The organism is Luteimonas sp. TWI596 (assembly GCF_039674105.1).
GTDB lineage: Bacteria > Pseudomonadota > Gammaproteobacteria > Xanthomonadales > Xanthomonadaceae > Luteimonas.
On record NZ_JBDJMU010000001.1, the window covers coordinates 284,306 to 303,889 of the forward strand.

Consider the following 19,584-nt stretch of genomic DNA (forward strand, 5'->3'; position numbering starts at 1 on the left):
GCTCAATGGACCACGCCGGAATCGATCGCCTGCCCAGCGGCGCGCCGGGCTTGCGCATCGGCATCGCGCAAAACATCCAGCGAATCGGCGGGCAGGGTGGGCAGCGCGGCGAGCGCATGCTCGACCAGCGCCGGAATGGCTAGAAAACGAATCCGTCCCTGAAGAAACGCTGAAACCGCCACTTCGTTGGCCGCGTTCAGCAACGCTGGCGCGGTGCCGCCGGCGATCAACGCCGCGCGCGCCAGGGCCAGGCAGGGGAAGGTGTCGGTGTCGGGCGCCTCGAAGTCGAGCCGGCCATGCTGCAGCAGGTCCAGGCCTGAGACGCCCGAGGCGATGCGCTCCGGGCTGCCCAGGCCGACCGCGAGCGCGGTGCGCATGTCCGGCAATCCGAGCTGGGCGAGGGTGGAACCGTCGATGAACTCCACCAGCGAGTGCACCAGGCTCTGTGGGTGCACCAGCACGTCCAGGCGCTCGGAGGGCGTGGCGAACAGATGGTGGGCCTCGATCAGCTCCAGCCCCTTGTTCATCAGCGTGGCCGAGTCGACCGAGATCTTCGGCCCCATCGACCACTTGGGGTGGGCGACCGCCTGGGCCGGGGTCACTTCGGCAAGCGCCGCCCGGTTGCGGCCGCGGAATGGACCGCCGGACGCGGTGAGCACGATCCGCGCCACGCCGCTGCGGTCGCCGTCGGCGGGCAGGCACTGGTGGATCGCGTTGTGTTCGCTGTCGATCGGCACGATGGTCGCGCCGGCCTCGCGTGCGGCGCGCATCATCAGGTCCCCGGCCAGCACCAGCGACTCCTTGTTGGCCAGCAGGACCCGCTTGCCGGCACGCAAGGCGGCGAGCGTGGAGTCGAGTCCGGCGGCGCCGACGATCGCCGCGACCACCGTGTCGCAGGCTTGGCGGTCGACCGCGAGCGCTTCGAGCGCCGCCATGCCGGCGTGGGCCTGCGTGCCCAGGCCGGCCGCGTGCAGCCCAGTGCGCAGCGCCTCCAGGCCCGACGGGTCGGCGATCACCGCGTGGTCGGGCCGATGCGCGACGCACAGCGCGATCAGTGCAGACACGTTGCTGCCGGCCGCGAGCACGCTGGCGCGCAGGCGCTGCGGATGTCGGGCGATGACGTCCAGCGCCGACGTGCCGATCGAGCCGGTCGCGCCGAACACGGCGACGTGGCGGATCATCGGGCGTCGGCCCGGCGGCGCAGTGGGGCGGCCATCGTGTTCAAAAGCCCAGCCAGATCTGCCCGAACGCGAACACCGGCAGCGCGGCGAGCACGCTGTCGATGCGGTCGAGCACACCGCCGTGGCCGGGAATCAGGGTGCCCGAGTCCTTGGCGCCGGCCTGACGCTTGAGCAGGCTTTCGAACAGGTCGCCGACCACCGAGGCCAGCACCGTCAACACCGCGACCACGGCGACCAGCGGCAGCTGTGCGACCTGCGCGCCGGCCAGCGGCGCGAAAGCCAGCGCGACGACGAGGCCGGCAACGATGCCGCCGGCCAGGCCTTCGACGGTCTTGTTGGGGCTGATCCGCGGCGCCAGCTTGCGGCGCCCGAAGCGGCGGCCGGCGAAATAGGCGCCGGTATCGGTGGCCCAGACGATCGCCAGCGCCAGCAGCAGCCAGCGGTTGCCGTGCTCGCCGCCCTCGTTGGCATGGATCACGCACAGCGCCGCCCAGGCCGGGATCACCGCCAGCGTGCCGGCGGCGAGCTTGAGGATCCGCCCGCGGGCATCGGGGGCGGCGGCAAAATCGTAGTGGCGCAGCCACAGCGCCGCCGCCAGCCACCAGAGCACGCCGACCATGGCCAGCATCTTGAGCAGCACCAGCGAGCCGCCGCCGGTGGCCGATCCCCAGACGATGGCGACCATCAGCAGCAGGTTCAGCAGCAGCAGCGCAGTGCGCGCGAGCGTGTCCTCGACGCCGGCCAGCCGCAGCCATTCCCACAGCGCGGCGAGGAAGACCATGGCCGAGACCGCCGCCATCCACGGGGTGTTGAGCAGCAGCACGGCGGCGATGGCAGTCGGGGCCATCAGCAGCGCGGCGAGGATGCGCGTGCTTGTCATTCGATGCTCTCCTTGTGCGGCGCAGTCGCGGCGATCTGCTCGCCGGTCAGGCCGAATCGACGCTCGCGCGAGCCGTAGGCGGCCAGGGCCTGCTCGAGTTCCGCCACCCCCAGTTCGGGCCATAGGGTCGGCGTGAACCACAGCTCGGTGTAGGCCAGCTGCCACAGCAGGAAGTTGCTGATGCGCAGATCGCCCCCGGTGCGGATGAACAGGTCCGGTGCCGGCAGGTCGGCCAGGGCGACCCGCGCACCGACCGCCGCCTCGTCGATGTCTTCCGGGCGCAGGCGACCCGCGGCCACGTCCTGGGCCAGGGCGCGCGCCGCCATCGCGATGTCCTGCCGGCCGCCGTAGCTCGCCGCCACGTTCAGCGCCAGCCGCGTGTTGCCGGCGGTCTGCGCCTCAGCCGCGGCCATGCGGGCCCCCAGCGCCTCGCCAAAACGCGCGCGTTCGCCGATGAAGCGCAGGCGCACGCCACGGCGGTGCAGCTCGCCGACCTCGCGATCGAGCGCGCCGAGAAACAGCTTCATCAGTGCCCCGACTTCGTCCTCGGGCCGTCCCCAGTTCTCGCTGGAAAACGCGAACAGCGTCAACGCCTCGATGCCGCGTTCCAGGCAGAAGTCGATGCACAGGTTGACCGTCCGCGCACCGGCGCGGTGCCCGATCGCGCGCGGGCGCCGTCGGCGCGCCGCCCAGCGGCCGTTGCCGTCCATGATGATGGCCACGTGCCGAGGCACATCGCCGGGATTGGTGCTGGGTGATGGGTGATCGGGAACGGCGGAGTCCTGCGGGGGCGAGGGTTCGGACAAGGGAATGGCCTCTGGCTCTGGTTCTGGCTGTTGACCAATCACGAAGGGCGAATCACCCATCACGGGCCCTCAGACCGCCATCAGTTCCTGTTCCTTGGCCTTGACCACGTCGTCGACGTCCTTGATCGCCTTGTCGGTGATCTTCTGGATCTCGTCCTCGCTACGGCGCACGTCGTCCTCGGAGACGAGCTTTTCCTTCAGCAATTCCTTGACCTGCTGGTTGGCGTCCCGGCGGATGTTGCGGATCGCGACCTTGGCGTCCTCGCCCTCGCCGTGGACGAGCTTGGTCAGGTCGCGGCGACGCTCCTCGGTCAAGGCCGGGATGTTGAGGCGGATCGTGGTGCCGGCGGTATTGGGGGTCAGGCCGAGGTCGGAACCCAGGATCGCCTTCTCGACAGCGCCCACCATCTGCTTTTCCCAGGGGGTGATGGTCAGCGAGCGGGCGTCGGTCACGGTGACGCTGGCGACCTGCGTCAGCGGCATGTCCGAACCGTAGTAATTGACCTTCAGGTGGTCGACCAGTGCGGTCGAGGCGCGGCCGGTGCGGACCTTGACCAGGGCGTGGCGCAGGGCCTCGACGCTCTTGGCCATGCGGGTCTGGGTGTCTTTCTTGATGTCGTTGAGCATGCGCGCCCCCGGTCCGTGTGCTGAATCGGGGGATTATAAGCGGCCGGGACTGGCGCGGGGCGGCGGTCGCCCCGTGCCTGTTGGCGGGTTCAGCCGCGTCCCTGGACGAGGGTGCCGATCGGCTCGCCGCGCAGGATCCGCAGCAGCACGCCGGGCTGGCCCATGTCGAAGATGCGCAGCGGCAGGTCGGAATCGCGGGCGAGCGCGAAGGCTGCGGTGTCCATGACCTCCAGGCCCTGGCCCAGCACCTCGTCGTAGGTCAGGCGGTCGTAGCGCTTGGCGCCGGGCACCTTCTTGGGGTCGGCGTCGTAGACGCCGTCGACCTTGGTCGCCTTGAGCAACAGGTCGGCGCCGATCTCGATCGCGCGCAGCGCCGCGCCCGAGTCGGTGGTGAAGAACGGGGTGCCGACGCCTGCGGCGAAGATCCCGATCCGGCCCTTTTCCAGATGACGGATCGCGCGGCGGCGGATGTAGTCCTCGCAGACGTCGTTGATCTTGATCGCACTCATCACCCGCACGCGCGCACCGCGCTTTTCCAGCGCGTCCTGCATCGCCAGCGCATTGATGACCGTGGCCAACATGCCCATCTGGTCGCCGGTCACCCGGTCCATGCCGCCGGCGGCCAGTCCGGCGCCGCGGAAGATATTGCCGCCGCCGATCACCAGGCCGAGTTCGGCGCCGGCCTTCTGCGCCTCGATGACCTCTTCGGCCAACCGGCCGATCACCTTTGGGTCGATGCCGTAGTCCTCGTCCCCCATCAGCGCCTCGCCGGACAGCTTGAGCAGGACGCGGCGATAGGCGAGAGGTGAGGTCATGGCGGACTCCGGAGGTTGGGGGCGCGTGAATTCTAGAAGATCGACGCCATTCGCGCTCACGTCGTGTGCCGCATTTTTCGCGCAAGGCAGGGCGAAACCGCAGGGATCGTTCGCGTACGCTTGATCGATGACTTGCTAATTGCAGCCCTCGTCCATCGCGGGAGCGAGCCATGCCGGAGAAGACAACCACCGCCCGGGCCGCAAGGGCCAAGCGGGCGGGCAAGTCCGCCAGCACCCAGGCCGGTGAGTTCGTGCGCGAGGAGATCGCGCACGTCCGCCAGGGCAAGCACGGTGCCAAATCGACCAGGCAAGCGATCGCGATCGGCCTGTCGAAGGCGCGACGCGCGGGGATCGATGCCAAGCCGGGCAAGACGGCGTCCAAGGCGACGAAGACCAAAGCCGCACAGGACGCCGCCAAGGCCGGCACTGATGCGCAGCCCTCGGCGGCCCGGTCGCGCGGCGCCAAGCAGGCGCTCAAGACCGCGAGCAAGAAGACGCCGGCCAAGAAGGTCGCCAGCAAGCAGGCGCTATCGAGCCAGGCCAAGAAGGCGGCGTCCAAGCGCACGGCGGCCGACCGCTCGGCCGCGGCGAAGAAGGCCGCCAAGACCTAAGGGGGCGGCCGGTCGCAAGGCGGCTGCGCGGAAGGCCGCGCGAACGCGCGCGCAGGATGAGGGGGGACCTCCCATGTCGGGCGACCGGTTGTCGCGGTACCGCATCAGCGAATCCGGACCGGCGTCCCGAAGGCGCGGCCCGTGCCGACCGCCTCACACAGCGCCATGCCGGACACAGCGCGAGACCGTGTGGCCGGCTCAGCCGGGCGCCGTGTCGCCCGTGTCGTCGTCGGACCTCTGGCGGTCGGCATCCGGCGATGCAGCTTCGACCGTGCCGTCGGCCTTGACCCGACGGGCGAACTTCGGACCGGCGATCAGCGCTGGATCGTTGCCCTCGGCCGACGGGTTGTTGTCGTGCGCATAGTCGGCGCCGCGGGCGGCGATCCGGTCGTTGACGGCGACATTGTCGGCCTGCTGCGGCTGGTCGGAATGGGCATCCGAGCCGGTGTCGGGTTTGCGCGACATGGCAGCGCTCCTGGAGGGCGGGGGAGCGCCATGGTGGCCAGCCGGCGCGCGAGCGGGGCGTGAATCGCTTGTCCGTGGGTGTCGCGGGGCGTAGCTTTGTGTATCGAAGAGCGTGACGCGGCGCACACGGTGACTGTGGCCATCCTCGTATGGTGAGTGGCTGCCGCATGGTGACGTCTGCTGCCGTCGGAGGGGGTCAAGCGCGTGGCCAGGCCAGGGGAGCCGGGATGCCGAGGAAGCAGGCCATGAGAGGGGACAGCAGGCGCCGGCCGTCGGTGGCGACTGTGCGCGCGATCGGCATCGCCCTGGGCGCGGCGATGACCGTCGGCCTGATCGTGTTGTTGCTGCTCGACCGGCAGACGCGCATGCAGGCCGCCGATCGCCAAAGCCTGACGATGGCGACCGGCGTGGACCGGTTGCTGCATCTGGAACTGCGCAACATCGAGCGCGCCCTGGGCGGCATCGCAGCGGAAATCGGCGGTGAGCCGGCGTCGGCGCAGGACGCGATAGCCGGCGTCGTCGCGCGTCATGCCGAGCTTGCTTCGATCGTGCTCTACGACGCGCAGGGGCGCGCGCTGTCGGCAGGTCCCGACGCATCCGAGCTGCATGTCTGGAAGACGGCGGCGTCCGGGGCGACGGCGCTTCGCGTAGGCGCGCTGCGGCACGGCGATGCCGGCTGGGAGCTGCCGCTGGCCTTTCCCGACGGCCATGGCCGTTGGTTGGTGGCCAGGCTGCTGACCCGGGAGTTCGACGCGATGACCGAAGGCTTCGATGTCGGTCGCTTCGGCAGCATCGTGATCTACACCCACGATGGCTGGGTGGTGTCGCGGTTCGGGCGTGGGCCCTCGCAGGTCGGCCAGCAGGTCGAATTGCCGGCCTCGGCGGCGTTGCATGGCGCGCGCTTCAACATTCTTCGGGTCAGTCAGCTCGACCGCATCGAGCGGGCGATGGGCTTCAGCCGGACCAGCGACTATCCGCTTGTGGTCAGTGGCGGGCTGAGCGTGCGCGAGGTGCTCGCGCCCTGGCGCGTCTATGTCGGGACGGCGCTGGCGCTGGTCGTGGCGTACTGGATCGCCCTGGCCGCGGTGCTGGTCCGGCTGCGCGCCAACGAACGTGCGCAGGCCGATCTGCTGGCCGAGATCGAGACCCAGACCCGCTGGCTGCGCCAGGCGCAGTTGGCCTCGCAGATCGGTGTGTGGCGGGTCGAGGCCGGCGACGACCGGGTACGCGTCACCGATGAGATGGCGGCGCTGTTCGGCCTTGTGCCCGAAGGCGGCACCATTGCGCTGGAGGCGTTCTTCGAACACATGCATCCCGACGACCGTGCGCGGGCGTTCGAGCAGTTCAGCGATCTGCGCCGCAGGCGCCAGCCTTATGAGCAGGAGTACCGGGTGATGCTGCCCGACGGGCGCACCCGCTGGCTCAAGGGCAGTGGGGCGACCGTGTCCGACGGCGGTCGCGAGGTGATGACCGGGACGGTGATCGACATCACCGAGCGCCGCGATGCGCAGATGCGGATCGAGCGTGCGGAGATGCAGTTCCGCCAGTTGTTCGAGCGCAATCCGCTGCCGGCCTGGCTCTACGACGTGGGCACGCTGGACGTGCTCGCGGTCAACGAGGCGGCAATGGAGGTGTACGGCTACAGCCGCGAGACCTTCGTCGGCATGCGCGTGACCGATCTGCTCGCGCCTGAGGATCGCGACGCCGGCACCGACGTGATCCTGCGTCGCGGCGAGGGCAGCAGCGAGCGGACCTGGACGCTGGTCACGCGGGATGGACGACGGATCCAGGCCCGCGTCCACGCCCGCGACATCGAGATGGAGGTCGGACGCGCGCGGCTGGTGCTGGCCGAGGATATCGGCGCGCGCCTGGCCTACGAACGCGAACTTGCCTGGCGCGCCAGCCACGACCCGGCGACCGGCATGTTGACGCTCGCCGCGCTGGCCCAGCAGATCGACGCGCAGTGTGCGTTGCGGCCCTGCGATGGGTTCGCGGTCGCCTACGTGCAACTGCGCGACCTGGAGCTGATCGCCCCCACCCTGGGGCGCCGGACCGGGGAGGCGGTGCTGCGCGAAGCGGCCGGCCGTTTTGCGCGGATCGCCGAGCGTTACGGACTCGGCGGCCATGCGCCGCCCGAGACTTTCGCGATTGCAGCGTTCGATCCTGCGGACCTGCCGGCGCTGGTCGAGGACCTGGTCGCGGCCAGCCAGTCGCCGGTGGAAGCCGACGCGGGCATGTTCCCGCTCGAGGCCTGGATCGGGCTGGCCGACGGACCGTGCGAGGACGGCGGCGCCGAGCACGTGATCGCGCATGCCGCACTGGCCGCGTTCCAGGCACGGCGCGGGCGGACTGCGGTGGTCCGCTACGACACGGAGATGGCCGCGCAGGCGGCCGAGCGGTTGGCGCTGCTCAGGCGGCTGCGCAAGGCATTCGACCAGCGGCAGTTCGAGCTGTTCTATCAGCCGATCCAACGCCTGGACGATGGCCGCATCGTGGCCTTCGAGGCGCTGCTGCGCTGGCGCCAGGCCGACGGCAGTTTCGTACCGCCCGCGCAGTTCGTGCCGCTGTGCGAGGAGTCGGGTCTGATCGTGCCGATCGGCACTTGGGTCATCGATCAAGCCGCGCGTGCGAGTCAGCGTCTGGCCGAGGCCGGGGCGGAGGTCGCGATCGCGGTGAACGTCTCGGCGGTACAGTTCGAGGCCGGACTGCCCGTCGAGGCGATCCGCGCGCTGCGCCAGACGCAGGCGCTCCGCCCAGGCGCCCTGCATCTCGAACTGACCGAGAGTGTGCTGTTGCGCGATCCCGATGCGGTGCGCGCACAGATGGGCCGGCTGCGCGACGAAGGTGTGTGTCTGTCGATCGACGATTTCGGCACCGGCTTTTCCAGCATGGCGTACCTGCGCGATCTGCCGCTCGATGCGCTGAAGATCGATCGCGTCTTTGTCCGGGACGTCGCCCATGATGTGCACAGCGCAGCGATCTGTCGTGCACTGATCGACCTGGGCCACGGCCTGGGGCTGTCGATCATCGCCGAAGGCGTCGAGGACGCGGCGCAATGCGACTGGCTGATCGCCCATGGCTGTGATCAGGCGCAGGGCTACCACTTCGGGCGGCCCATGCCGTTCGAGGATGCGCTCGCGCTGTTGCAGGCAAGGTGACGAATGGCGGTATGCCGGACGTGCGCGCGGAACCTGTGCGCATGGCCGGCACAACTGACGTGGTCGGTCGCGGGCCGGCGATCGCTGTGCACGGCTTGCGCACATCGCCCGCTCTAGCGTGCGGAGCTTGGATCCCCGGCGACCCAGGAGCAGCACCGAGATGGCCAAGTCCCCAAAGTCCCCCAAGCGGTCCGCGTCGTCGAATGCCGCCGCGCAGCAGACATCCGCCGCGCGTGCTTCCGACAGCGCCGCGTCGAAGGCGCCCGCGCCCGGTACCGGTGATCTGCAGGCCGGCCAGGCGGCCGACACCGAGCATCTTGCCGCCGCGTTCACCCACAACCAGAACAAGGCGTCCGAGTACGGCCGCGATCGCGCCACCACGCCACCGGCCGGGCAGCAGGCGACGCCGCCCTCGGACCTGCCGACGGCCAGCACGCTGGGCGAGTCCAATACGTCGGCGAAGGTCGGCACGCGGCCCGCGCCCGGTGCCAATCCCACCGTCGAGTCGCTCGACCGCGTCCGCGTCGACCCCGCCGGGCAGCGGCTGACCACCAATCAGGGCGTGCCTGTCGCCAACAACCAGGACTCGCTCAAGGCGGGCCTGCGCGGCCCGGCGCTGCTCAAGGACTTCATCCTCCGCGAGAAGATCACCCACTTCGATCACGAGCGCATTCCCGAGCGCATCGTGCACGCGCGCGGGTCCGGCGCGCATGGCTACTTCGAATGCTACGACGCGGTGCCGTCGCTGACCTGTGCGGCGCCGTTCCAGGAGGCGGGCAAGATCACGCCGGTGTTCGTGCGCTTTTCAACCGTGGCCGGCGAGCGGGGCTCGAAGGACACCGCGCGCGACGTGCGTGGGTTCGCGGTGAAGTTCTACACCGACGAAGGCAACTGGGACCTGGTCGGCAACAACATCCCGGTGTTCTTCATCCAGGATGCGATGAAGTTTCCGGACCTGGTGCATGCGGTCAAGCCCGAGCCGCACCATGCGATGCCGCAGGCGGCCTCCGCACACGACACGTACTGGGACTTCGTCTCGCTGATGCCCGAGTCCACGCACATGCTGTTGTGGCAGATGTCGGACCGGGCGATCCCGCGCAGCTATCGCATGATGCAGGGCTTCGGTGTGCACACCTTCCGCTTCGTGACCGCCGAGGGCGTGTCGTCGTTTGTGAAGTTTCACTGGACGCCCGTGCTCGGCACGCACGCGCAGCTGTGGGACGAGGCGGTCAAGACCTCCGGCTGTGATCCCGATTTCCATCGCCGCGACCTGTGGGATGCGATCGAGGCGGGCGCGTATCCGGAGTGGGAACTGGCGGTGCAGGTGTTCTCCGAAGACGATGCCGAGCGTTTCTCGTTCGACGTGCTCGACGCGACCAAGCTCGTGCCCGAGGAACTGGTGCCGCTGACCCCGCTGGGCCGTCTGGTGCTCAACCGCAATCCGGACAATTTCTTCGCCGAGACCGAGCAGGTCGCGTTCTGTACCGCGCACGTGGTCCCGGGCATCGACTTCACCAACGATCCGCTGCTCGCCGGTCGCATCCATTCCTACGTCGACACCCAGATCTCGCGGCTCGGCGGCCCGAACTTCCACGAGTTGCCGATCAACGCGCCCATCGCACCGGTGCACAACAACCAGCGCGACGGCATGCACCGGCAAGCGATCCATCGCGGCAGGGTCGCCTACGAACCCAACTCGCTCGGCGGCGGTTGCCCGTTCCAGGCGGGCAAGGCCGGTTTCGTGCCGTTTCCAGAGCCCGTCGAGCAGGATGAGGTGCGCGGCAAGCCCGAGCGGTTCGCCGAGCATTTCAACCAGGCGACGTTGTTCTACAACAGCCAGACCAAGATCGAACAGGCGCATATCGTCGCCGCGTTCCGCTTCGAGTTGTCGAAGGTGACGGTGCCGGCAATCCGCGAGCGGGTGGTGTCGATGCTGCGCAATGTCTCCGACGATCTCGCCGGCCGGGTCGCAGAGGGCCTAGGCATGCCGCTGCCCGAGCCGATGCCGCGCGTGTTGCCCGACCCGCCGTCGCCCGAAGTCGAGATGTCACCGGCGCTGTCGATGCTGGCGCGGCCGGGCGAGGCGGGCATCCGTACCCGCAAGATCGCGATCCTGATCGGTGAGGGCAGCGATGCCGACCAGGTCGCCGCATTGCAGAAGGCGTTGCTGGCCGAAGGCGCGGTCGGCCGGTTGGTCGGTCCGCGCGTGGGCGCGTTCACCGCCGCCGACGGCGCCAGCCTGGATGCCGACGCCTCGCTGGAGAACGAACCGTCGGTGCTGTTCGACGGGGTCGCGATCCCGGGCGGCAAGGCGGTCGCACGCCTGGCCGGCGACGGGCGCGCGGTGGAGTTCGTCGGCGACCAGTTCCGCCACTGCAAGGCGATTCTCGCCTTTGGCAACGGAACCGATCTGCTCGAGGCGGCGGGCATTGCGCTCGATGGCGAGGACGCCGCACTGATCGTGGCGCGCGATGCCGGCAAGACATCGATTGCACGCTTCGTCAAGGCACTGGCGCAGCATCGCAACTTCGATCGCGAACGCGACCCGCCGTTGATCTGAGCGGACGCCCCGCACGGCGTGCGCGGCGTCCGGCCGCGCGCACCACGCCGCTCGTGTCGCCGCGGGCCGCGCCCGTCGCCTCTTTCCCGGGAACCGACGCCATGCCCCTGTCCGCGATACCGAAATCGTCGCTGCCTCCGGTGTCCGAACGCGGCCGCATGGCCGCCGCCACGACGCCGCTCCATGCCGACGTCCGCGCCTGCCTGGCGCAGCGGCCTGCGTTACCGCATCCGGGCGCGGGTGCGACGCTTGCGCGGTGGCGCGCACTGGCCCACATCGCCGCCGGCGACCTGTGCGTGGTCAAGGTGATGGAAGCGCACTACGATGCCTTGGCGATCCTAGACGAACTCGACGCCGCGTCGTCGCCCGCAGACAGGCTGCTCGCGGTCTGGGCCGCCGAGCCGCCGGATGCGCGTGTGCAGTTCGTCGCGCAGGACGGGGCCGAGGGGCGGCTGGACGGGGTCAAGGCCTGGTGCTCGGGCGCCGACCTGGTCGATGCCGCACTGGTGACCGCGTACCAGGACAACGAGCGCGTCCTGGTCCTGGTCGAGTTGCGCCAGCCCGGCGTGGCGCGCCTGCGCGGTGGCTGGCACGCCGTGGGCATGGGCCGCGTCCACAGTGGGCGCGTGGCCTTCGAAGACGCCCGCGCGAGCCGGGTGGGCGCGCCTGGCGCCTATCTGGCGCGGCCGGGCTTCTGGCACGGGGGAGCGGGCATCGCTGCATGCTGGTTCGGCGCGAGCGCCGCGATCGCGGAACGACTGCGGACGCATCCGCGCATCGCCACCGATGCCCATGCGTCCGCGCATCTGGGCGCGGTGGACATCGCGTTGTCGGCCGCGGCCGCGGTGCTGCGCGAGACCGCAGCGCTGATCGACACGGCGCCCGCCGCGCCGCACACCGCGGCGGTGATCCGGGCGCGCTCCTTGCTCGAGCGTGTGGCGACCGAGGTCGTCGACCGTGTCGGCCGCGCACTGGGCCCGGGCCCCTTGTGCGAGGACTTCGACCATGCGCGGCGTTGCGCGGACCTCACGACGTTCATCCGCCAGAGTCATGCCGAACGCGATTGGACGGCATTGGGCGAAGCAGTGGCACGCCAGGAGGCAGCGTGGACGCTGTAGCCGAACGTCGGGCCCCGGCGGCGCCGACGATCGTCGGCGACGGCCAGCATGAAGGCGACTGGCGTGCGTCCGCCTGGCTGCAGGCGCTGCCGCGCGTCACCGCCGATGCTTGCTTGGCCGGTGTCGCCCGCCTGGTGGTGGTGTCGCCGCATCCCGATGACGAAGTGCTCGGATGCGGCGGCCTGATGGTCGAGGCGGGCATGCGCGGACTGCCAGTGCACGTGGTCTCGGTGACCGATGGCGAAGCCTGTTACGCGGACGACCCGCAGTGGCCGCCGGCGCATACACGGGCCGTGCGGCGTGCCGAACTTCGGGCTGCGCTGGACATGCTGGGCGGCAGCGGTGCCCCGGCAACTATCGCGACACTGGCGCTGGGCGACGGCCGGGTCGGTGCAGGCGAATCGGCGCTGGCCGAGCGGATTGCCACGCAATTGCGCGCCGGCGATCGGGTGCTGACCACCTGGCGGCACGACGGGCATCCCGACCACGAGGCGACGGCACGTGCGACCGCCGTCGCCGTGCGCCGGGCCGGGGCGTCGCTGCAGGAATTTCCCGTCTGGGGGTGGCATTGGCTGGATCCGGCCGCCGCGTCGCCGCCGTTTGCTGATGCGTACGCTGTCGGGTTGTCGATGCAGGCGGTCGCCAGGAAAGCCCGGGCTCTGGACTGCTTCGTCTCGCAGCGTGCTGGCGGACATGCCACGCCGATTCTGCCGCCGCACGTGATCGCGCGCTTTTCGCGCGACTTCGAGGTCCTGCTGCCATGAATGCCGTCGCCTCCACCTCACCCGACTACTTCCGTGCGCTGTACGCGGAGGACGATCCATTCGGCTACCGGCACCGCTGGTACGAGGCGCGCAAACGCGCGCTGCTGCTGGCCAGCCTGCCGGCAGCTGCCTATGACGCCGGTTGGGAGATCGGCTGCTCCAACGGAGAACTGACCGCCGTGCTCGCGGATCGATGCCGCAGCTTGCTCGCGACCGATCTCGATCCACGCGCAGTCGAACTGGCGCGCGCGCGCACCGCGACCTGCATCGACGTGCACGTGGAGGCCATGCGCCATCCGCAGCAGTGGCCACAGGGCACGTTCGATCTGATCGTGCTCAGCGAGGTCGGCTATTACCTGGCGCCCGACACGCTAGACGGGTTGTTGGCGCGACTGCCGACGAGCCTGCGCGATGCGGGGACGTTCGTTGCCTGTCATTGGCTGCACCCGTTCGACGAAGCGCCCCAAACCGGCCGCCAGGTCCATGACGTCATCGCGCAGGCGCTGGGTGCGCCGACGATCCGCTACGAGGATGCCGACCTTCTGCTCGAAGGCTGGTCGGCCTCGCCGCACTCGGTCGCGCAACGCGAGGCATTGCGATGATCGGTGTGGTGGTGCCGGCCCACAACGAGGAGGTCTTGCTCGGCCGATGCCTGGCATCGGTACGCATGGCCGCCGCCGATCCGCGGCTTGGAGGCGAGACGGTCCACGTGGTCGTGGCCCTCGATCGCTGCAGCGACCGCAGTGCCGAGATCGCCGCGGCGCACGGTGCGACCGGGCTCGTGGTCTGCGGCGGCAATGTCGGCAGCGCCCGCGATGCCGGGATGCGCGCCGCGATCGCCACCGGTGCGCGCTGGCTCGCGAGTACCGACGCAGACTCCGTGGTCCCGCCCGACTGGCTGTCGAGCCAACTGGCCTGTGGGGGCGATGCGTTCTGCGGCATGGTGGCCGTCGACGACTGGCTCGACTACGCATGCGACGTCCGCGCTGCGCACGAGCATCGACATCCACGGCGCGACGGCCATCTGCATGTCCATGGCGCCAATCTGGGACTGGCCGCCGAGATCTATCTGCGCTGCGGCGGATTCCCGGCGATCGCCGCCCACGAGGATGTTGCGCTGGTCGATGCCTTGGTCGCCTGCGGTGCGCAGATCGCGCGCTGCGCGGCGCCGATCGTGCTCACCAGTGCGCGCCGCAGCCCGCGTGCGCGGCAGGGGTTCGGCGACTACCTGCGCGCGCTCGAGGCGCGCGTCCAGTCGGCTGCAGTCCTGGGCGGCAGCGGCGAACGGCACCCGGTCGATCCGCTCCCGGTGGCGCATGGGCCCTGAACTGATCGGCTGGGCGGCCTCGGTGATCCTGCTGGCCACACTGGCGCGGCAGATCGCCACGCAGTTGCGCGACGACAGCGCGCGTGGGGTATCGAAATGGCTGTTCCTCGGCCAGATCGCGGCCTCGACGGGCTTCGTCACCTACAGCGCTTTGGTCGGCGACTGGGTGTTCATCGTCACCAACGTCTGCATCCTGATCACTGCGATCGTCGGTCAGGTCGTGACCTGGCGCAAACGGCGGCGCGCGGCCGCGTAGGCCGCGTCATGTCGAACGGCCCAGTATGTGCGGGGCGGGGGTGTGCGGTCCGGCCATCCGGCGATCCCGGGCAAAGAGCCCGGGATCGCGTCGGTACAACGGGGCCGCGCTCAGGCGACGTCGGGCTCGCTGAACGCTTCGGGGGCGTCTTCGGCGGCGCCGATCGGAATGCAGCTGCAGAACACGTTCTTGTCGCCGTGCACATTGTCCACGCGCGCGACCGGCGGCCAGTACTTGGTCTGGCGCAGGCTCGCGAGCGGGAACGCGGCCAGCTCGCGAGGATAGGCATGCGTCCATTCGCTGGCGGCGACCTGCATCGCAGTGTGCGGTGCGTGCTTGAGCGGATTGTCCTCGCGGTCCAGGCGGCCGTCCTCGATCGCACGCATCTCGTCGCGGATCTGGATCATCGCGTCGATGAACCGATCGAGTTCATGCAGCGATTCGCTCTCGGTCGGCTCGACCATCAGCGTGCCCGAGACCGGGAAGCTGAGCGTGGGGGCATGGAAGCCGAAGTCGATCAGGCGCTTGGCCACGTCCTCGGCGCTGATGCCGGTCGCGTCCTTGAGCGGGCGCAGGTCAAGAATGCACTCGTGCGCGACCAGGCCGTTGCGGCCGGTGTAGAGCGTGGGGAAATGCGGCGCCAGACGCTTGGCGACGTAGTTGGCGTTGAGCAGGGCGACCTGGGTGGCGCGGCGCAGGCCGTCGGCGCCCATCATCGCGATGTACATCCAGCTGATCGGCAGGATCGAGGCCGAGCCGTGGGTGGCGGCCGAGACCATGCCGACCGTGCCAGTGGCGCCATCGCCCCCGTCCACCCTGCGGGCACCTGGACTCGCGCCATCCGTGGCGCTCGCCCTCCGGGCGGCTTTGCCGTCCGAACCGGCAATCCCTGCCGGTTCGTCCCCCGCGAGCGGGGGAAGCGGGGTTGCGGCGGGCAGATAGGGCGCAAGATGCGACTTCACCGCGCACGGGCCCACGCCCGGCCCGCCGCCGCCGTGCGGGATGCAGAAGGTCTTGTGCAGGTTGAGGTGGCTCACGTCCGAGCCCCACTTGCCGGGCTTGGCCAGGCCGACGAGCGCGTTCATGTTGGCGCCGTCGGTGTACACCTGGCCGCCGTGCTGATGGACGATGTCGCAGATCGCGACCACGTCTTCCTCGAACACGCCGTGCGTGGACGGGTAGGTGATCATGATCGCGGCCAGGCGATCGGAATACTTCTCGGCCTTGGCGCGGATGTCGTCGATGTCGACGTTGCCGTCCTTGTCGCAGCGGGTCACCACCACGGTCATGCCGACCATCTGCGCCGACGCCGGGTTGGTGCCATGCGCCGATTCGGGGATCAGGCAGATATCGCGATGGCCCTGGCCCTGCGCGCGCTGGTAGGCGCGGATCGCCAGCAGGCCGGCGAACTCGCCCTGCGCGCCGGAGTTGGGCTGGAAGCTGACGGCGTCGTAGCCGGTGATCTCCACCAGCATCGCTTCCAGGCCGTCGATCAGCTCGGTGTAGCCGGCGGTCTGATCGGCCGGGGCCAGCGGATGGATGTTGGCGAACTCGGGCCAGGTGACCGGAATCATCTCGGCGGTGGCGTTGAGCTTCATCGTGCACGAGCCCAGCGGGATCATCGTGCGGTCCATCGCCAGGTCGCGGTCGGCCAGCGTGCGCATGTAGCGCAGCAGCTCGTGTTCGCTGTGATGGGTGTTGAATACCGGATGCTGCAGGAAGCCCGAGTTGCGGCGCAGCGCCTGCGGCAGCGCGTCGGCGGTCGCCGTGTCGAGCACGTCGATGTCGGCGTCGGTGCCGAACACCTTGGCCAGGGCGACGACCTCGTCACGCGTGGTGGTCTCGTCGAGGCTGATGCCGACCGACGCGGCATCGATCGCCCGCAGGTTGAAGCCGGCCGCGCGCGCCTTGGCGTGCAGCGCGTCGGCGTCGACGCCGGTCACGTGCAGCGTGTCGAAGAACGCGTCGCCGACCGAGACGCCGGCCTGGCGCAGCGCGGCGGCCAGGATCGCGGTCAACCGATGGGTACGGCGGGCGATGCGGGTCAGGCCTTCCGGGCCGTGGTAGACGGCGTACATCGAGGCCATGACCGCCAGCAGCACCTGGGCGGTACAGATATTGGAGGTCGCTTTCTCGCGGCGGATGTGCTGCTCGCGGGTCTGCAGCGTCAGCCGGTAGGCGGGGTTGCCGGCGGCGTCGACCGACACGCCGATCAGGCGGCCGGGCATCGAACGCTTGTATGCGTCGCGGCAGGCCATGTAGCCGGCATGCGGGCCGCCGAAGCCGAACGGCACGCCGAAGCGCTGCGCGCTCCCGACGACGATGTCCGCGCCCCAGGCGCCGGGCGCCTCGATCAGCGTCAGCGCCAGCAGGTCGGCCGCGACGGCAACGATGCCGCCGCGCGCATGCACCGCGGCGGCGACCGCGCGGTGGTCGTCGATGCGGCCGAAGGTGTTGGGGTACTGCAGCAGCACGCCGTAGCTGTCGGACTGGGCTGCAGCGTCGGCAGGGCCGACCTCGAGTTCGATGTCCAGGCCCGCTGCGCGCGTGCGCAGCACGTCGAGCGTCTGCGGATGCACGTCGTCGGCCACGTAGAACACATTCGACTTCGATTTGGCCGAGCGCTTGGCCAGGGTCATCGCCTCGGCCGCGGCGGTCGCCTCGTCGAGCAGCGAGGCGTTGGCGATATCCATGCCGGTCAGGTCGGCGACCATGGTCTGGAAGTTGATCAGGGCTTCCATGCGGCCCTGCGAGATCTCCGCCTGGTACGGGGTGTAGGCGGTGTACCAGGCCGGGTTCTCGAGGATGTTGCGCAGGATCACGTTCGGCGTGTGGGTGCCGTAGTAGCCCTGGCCGATGACGCTGCGCAGCACCGTGTTCTTCTTCGCCACGGCGCGGATCTTCGCCAGCGCCTCGACCTCGGTCGTCGCGGTCGGCAGCGCCAGTTCGGCGGCCGACTTGATGCTGCCCGGGACGATGGCATCGGTCATCGCGTCGAGCGAGGCGTGGCCGACGACCTCGAGCATATGGGCGATCTCGGCGTCGTTCGGGCCGATGTGGCGCTCGACGAAAGCCGAGGGGTGTTCGAGGTCGCGCAGGGGCGATGCGGTCATGGCGGGCATCCGGTAGGGCGGCAGGGGCGGCGGGCCGACGGATGCCGCGCCGCGCCCGGGACGGCATGCGGCGACGGAAGGCGCCGGCCTTCCTCGTGCCCCTCTGTCCTTTTGCCTGAGAGTTCGGGGGTGACGCGTCCCCATGCACCTTCGGCGCCGGATCGAACCGGTCTCTCCAGAGTTTTCCCGCCGGCGGTACGTGGGCCTGAGCGATTACGGGCGTTGCGCCTTCGGCAGCGGGGCGGACCCGCTTCTCCCACCGGTTGGTTGCAGCGCGTCGATTATACCGTGACCGCGCGCCGTCGCCTTGGCCAGCAGCGCGCGGGGACCGGCGTGCGTGCGCATGGGGGGGCACGACGCCCGCGCGGGGGATCGATGCTCGGGCTTCGGCCAGGTCCGGCTGGCCTGGCCGCACGCCCGTGTCGCCGCCAAGCGGCCGAGGGTCTTGCCGGGAACGCTGCGTCCGGCCCGACGACCGGGGGCGCGTTGCTATGCTGCGCGGCCGTTCTCGAACCTCCCACCTATGTGCGTTTGCCCATCCGGGGGCCGCCGACGATGGCCATGACCTCGTCAATGTCCCCGCAAGTCCCGATTCGCCTGTTGACCCTGCTGCTGGCCGGGCTGGCGATGTTCGGCCCGTTCTCGATCGACACCATCTTCCCGGCGTTCCCGGCGATCGGTGCGGACCTGGGCGCGGATGCGACCGCGATGCAGCAGACCATCTCGGTGTACCTGGTGGCCTACGCGCTGATGAGCGTCGTGCACGGACCGCTGTCGGACGCACTCGGGCGGCGGCGGGTGATCCTGGGCGGATTGGCGGTGTTCGTGGTCGCCTCGATCGGTTGCGCACTGTCGACCAGTCTCGGCGCGCTGCTGGCGTTCCGTGCGTTGCAGGGGCTGTCGGCGGGCGTGGGTCTGATCGTCGGGCGCGCAGTGATCCGCGACGTGCTGCATGGCGACGATGCGCAGCGGCTGATGAGCCAGGTGTCGATGATCTTCGCCATCGCCCCGGCGATCGCCCCGGTGATCGGCGGCTGGCTGCTCGGCTGGGGGCGCTGGCCGCTGATCTTCTGGTTCCTGGTCGCGTTCTCGCTGTTTCTGCTGGTGGTGTGCTGGCTGAGGCTGCCGGAGACCCATCCGGCGTCGGCGCGGATCTCACCGGCGCCGCTCCGCCTGTTGCGCGGCTATGCAGCGATTGTCGCCAACCGCAGGTTTCAGCGCATCGCTGGGGCGGGCGCGTTCAATTTCTCGGCGCTATTCCTGTACATCGCTTCGACGCCGGTGTTCGTGGTCGACGTGCTGCGCCTCAACGAGCGCCAGTTCGGCTGGTTCTTCATCCCGATGATCACCGGCATGATGCTCGGTGCCTGGCTGTCGGGCCGGGCCGCAGGACGGATCAGCGGCCCGCGGCTGGCGAACATCGGCTTTGCGTGCAGTGGCGTGGCGATGGTCGCCAATCTCGGCTACAACCTGCTGGTCGACCAGCCCGCGGTGCCGTGGGCGATGCTGCCGATCATGCTCAATTCCTTCGGCATCGCGCTGGTGTCTCCGATCCTGGCGCTCGCGGTGCTGGACATGTATCCCCGCCAGCGCGGGTCGGCGTCGTCGATCCAGGCGTTCGTCGTCCTGGTCCTCAATGCGATCGCTGCGGGTGTGCTCTCACCGCTGGTCAGCCATCACCCGCGCGGGCTCGCGTTGACCTCGGCGGGCTTCATGTGCGTCGGCTGGTTGTTCTGGCGCGCCGAACTGGCGCGTGGCGCACCGCCTTCAACCCCCGCGCGCGAGGTTGCCCCGATGCCGCCGACCGAACCGCTGTAGCAGGGATAAAAGCCGGGGTGAGAGTTGCAATTATGCAAGGGGAAAAGAAATAAGTAACCCGAGTTTATTAGGGGCGTGGGTGGGC

Annotated in this window: 15 protein-coding genes, 1 pseudogene and 1 riboswitch; of the genes and pseudogenes, 9 read left to right on the forward strand and 7 right to left on the reverse strand. The window is 69.8% G+C overall.

The genetic code is table 11. The features are described from left to right. Nucleotides 1-2: 2 nt before the first annotated feature. From dxr to pyrH, 5 genes are all read right to left on the reverse strand, one after another. Nucleotides 3-1,181 carry a 1-deoxy-D-xylulose-5-phosphate reductoisomerase gene (gene dxr, locus ABE487_RS01255; protein ID WP_346445017.1) on the reverse strand — a complete coding sequence of 393 codons (1,179 nt, stop codon included), beginning with the start codon at nucleotides 1,179-1,181 and terminating at the stop codon, nucleotides 3-5. Nucleotides 1,182-1,221: 40 nt separating this feature from the next. Further along, nucleotides 1,222-2,061, reverse strand: a complete 840-nt coding sequence (locus ABE487_RS01260; RefSeq protein ID WP_346452610.1) for a phosphatidate cytidylyltransferase — start codon at nucleotides 2,059-2,061, stop codon at nucleotides 1,222-1,224. After that, nucleotides 2,058-2,795: a polyprenyl diphosphate synthase gene (uppS, locus tag ABE487_RS01265; protein ID WP_346445047.1), complete on the reverse strand. Its 738-nt coding sequence runs from the start codon at nucleotides 2,793-2,795 to the stop codon at nucleotides 2,058-2,060. The genes ABE487_RS01260 and uppS overlap by 4 nt, the downstream gene beginning before the upstream one ends. 141 nt (nucleotides 2,796-2,936) lie before the next feature. Then, nucleotides 2,937-3,494 (reverse strand): ribosome recycling factor, encoded by a 558-nt coding sequence (gene frr / locus ABE487_RS01270; RefSeq protein ID WP_346445013.1) that lies wholly within the window; start codon nucleotides 3,492-3,494, stop codon nucleotides 2,937-2,939. Nucleotides 3,495-3,583: 89 nt separating this feature from the next. Beyond that, nucleotides 3,584-4,309, reverse strand: coding sequence for a UMP kinase (gene pyrH / locus ABE487_RS01275; RefSeq protein WP_183425800.1), 726 nt, complete (start codon nucleotides 4,307-4,309; stop codon nucleotides 3,584-3,586). 170 nt (nucleotides 4,310-4,479) lie between these two features. On the opposite strand from pyrH, the pseudogene ABE487_RS01280 reads away from it, so the two are divergent. Further along, nucleotides 4,480-4,981: pseudogene (locus ABE487_RS01280) on the forward strand (DNA-binding protein); the annotation flags it as partial. 137 nt (nucleotides 4,982-5,118) lie between these two features. On the opposite strand, the gene ABE487_RS01285 reads toward ABE487_RS01280, so the two are convergent. After that, entirely contained in the window at nucleotides 5,119-5,385 is a 267-nt protein-coding gene (locus ABE487_RS01285) for a hypothetical protein (RefSeq protein WP_346445011.1), read from the reverse strand. A 245-nt stretch (nucleotides 5,386-5,630) separates the two neighbouring features. Here ABE487_RS01285 and ABE487_RS01290 point away from each other — a divergent pair, with 245 nt between their 5' ends. The 7 genes from ABE487_RS01290 (at nucleotide 5,631) to ABE487_RS01320 (ending at nucleotide 14,568) form a co-directional block, all read left to right on the forward strand. Continuing rightward, complete coding sequence (locus tag ABE487_RS01290; RefSeq protein WP_346452611.1) at nucleotides 5,631-8,543, forward strand: EAL domain-containing protein; 2,913 nt, start codon at nucleotides 5,631-5,633, stop codon at nucleotides 8,541-8,543. A 160-nt stretch (nucleotides 8,544-8,703) separates the two neighbouring features. Beyond that, nucleotides 8,704-11,103 (forward strand): catalase, encoded by a 2,400-nt coding sequence (locus tag ABE487_RS01295; protein ID WP_346445007.1) that lies wholly within the window; start codon nucleotides 8,704-8,706, stop codon nucleotides 11,101-11,103. Between the two features lie 101 nt (nucleotides 11,104-11,204). Then, nucleotides 11,205-12,221: an acyl-CoA dehydrogenase gene (locus ABE487_RS01300; RefSeq protein ID WP_346452612.1), complete on the forward strand. Its 1,017-nt coding sequence runs from the start codon at nucleotides 11,205-11,207 to the stop codon at nucleotides 12,219-12,221. After that, nucleotides 12,209-12,985 carry a PIG-L family deacetylase gene (locus tag ABE487_RS01305; RefSeq protein WP_346449026.1) on the forward strand — a complete coding sequence of 259 codons (777 nt, stop codon included), beginning with the start codon at nucleotides 12,209-12,211 and terminating at the stop codon, nucleotides 12,983-12,985. The genes ABE487_RS01300 and ABE487_RS01305 overlap by 13 nt, the downstream gene beginning before the upstream one ends. Next, the gene (locus ABE487_RS01310; protein ID WP_346449027.1) at nucleotides 12,982-13,587 is read left to right on the forward strand and encodes a class I SAM-dependent methyltransferase; all 606 of its coding nucleotides are present in this window, start codon (nucleotides 12,982-12,984) and stop codon (nucleotides 13,585-13,587) included. The genes ABE487_RS01305 and ABE487_RS01310 overlap by 4 nt, the downstream gene beginning before the upstream one ends. Beyond that, entirely contained in the window at nucleotides 13,584-14,312 is a 729-nt protein-coding gene (locus ABE487_RS01315) for a glycosyltransferase family 2 protein (RefSeq protein WP_346449029.1), read from the forward strand. The genes ABE487_RS01310 and ABE487_RS01315 overlap by 4 nt, the downstream gene beginning before the upstream one ends. Next, the gene (locus ABE487_RS01320; protein WP_346444998.1) at nucleotides 14,302-14,568 is read left to right on the forward strand and encodes a hypothetical protein; all 267 of its coding nucleotides are present in this window, start codon (nucleotides 14,302-14,304) and stop codon (nucleotides 14,566-14,568) included. The genes ABE487_RS01315 and ABE487_RS01320 overlap by 11 nt, the downstream gene beginning before the upstream one ends. 110 nt (nucleotides 14,569-14,678) lie before the next feature. On the opposite strand, the gene gcvP is transcribed toward ABE487_RS01320, so the two are convergent. Next, nucleotides 14,679-17,690 (reverse strand): aminomethyl-transferring glycine dehydrogenase, encoded by a 3,012-nt coding sequence (gcvP, locus tag ABE487_RS01325; RefSeq protein ID WP_346452613.1) that lies wholly within the window; start codon nucleotides 17,688-17,690, stop codon nucleotides 14,679-14,681. Nucleotides 17,691-17,774: 84 nt separating this feature from the next. Continuing rightward, nucleotides 17,775-17,870, reverse strand: a riboswitch (glycine riboswitch). Nucleotides 17,871-18,254: 384 nt separating this feature from the next. On the opposite strand from gcvP, the gene ABE487_RS01330 reads away from it, so the two are divergent. Beyond that, nucleotides 18,255-19,499: a multidrug effflux MFS transporter gene (locus ABE487_RS01330; protein WP_346452614.1), complete on the forward strand. Its 1,245-nt coding sequence runs from the start codon at nucleotides 18,255-18,257 to the stop codon at nucleotides 19,497-19,499. The last annotated feature ends 85 nt before the right edge of the window (nucleotides 19,500-19,584 follow it).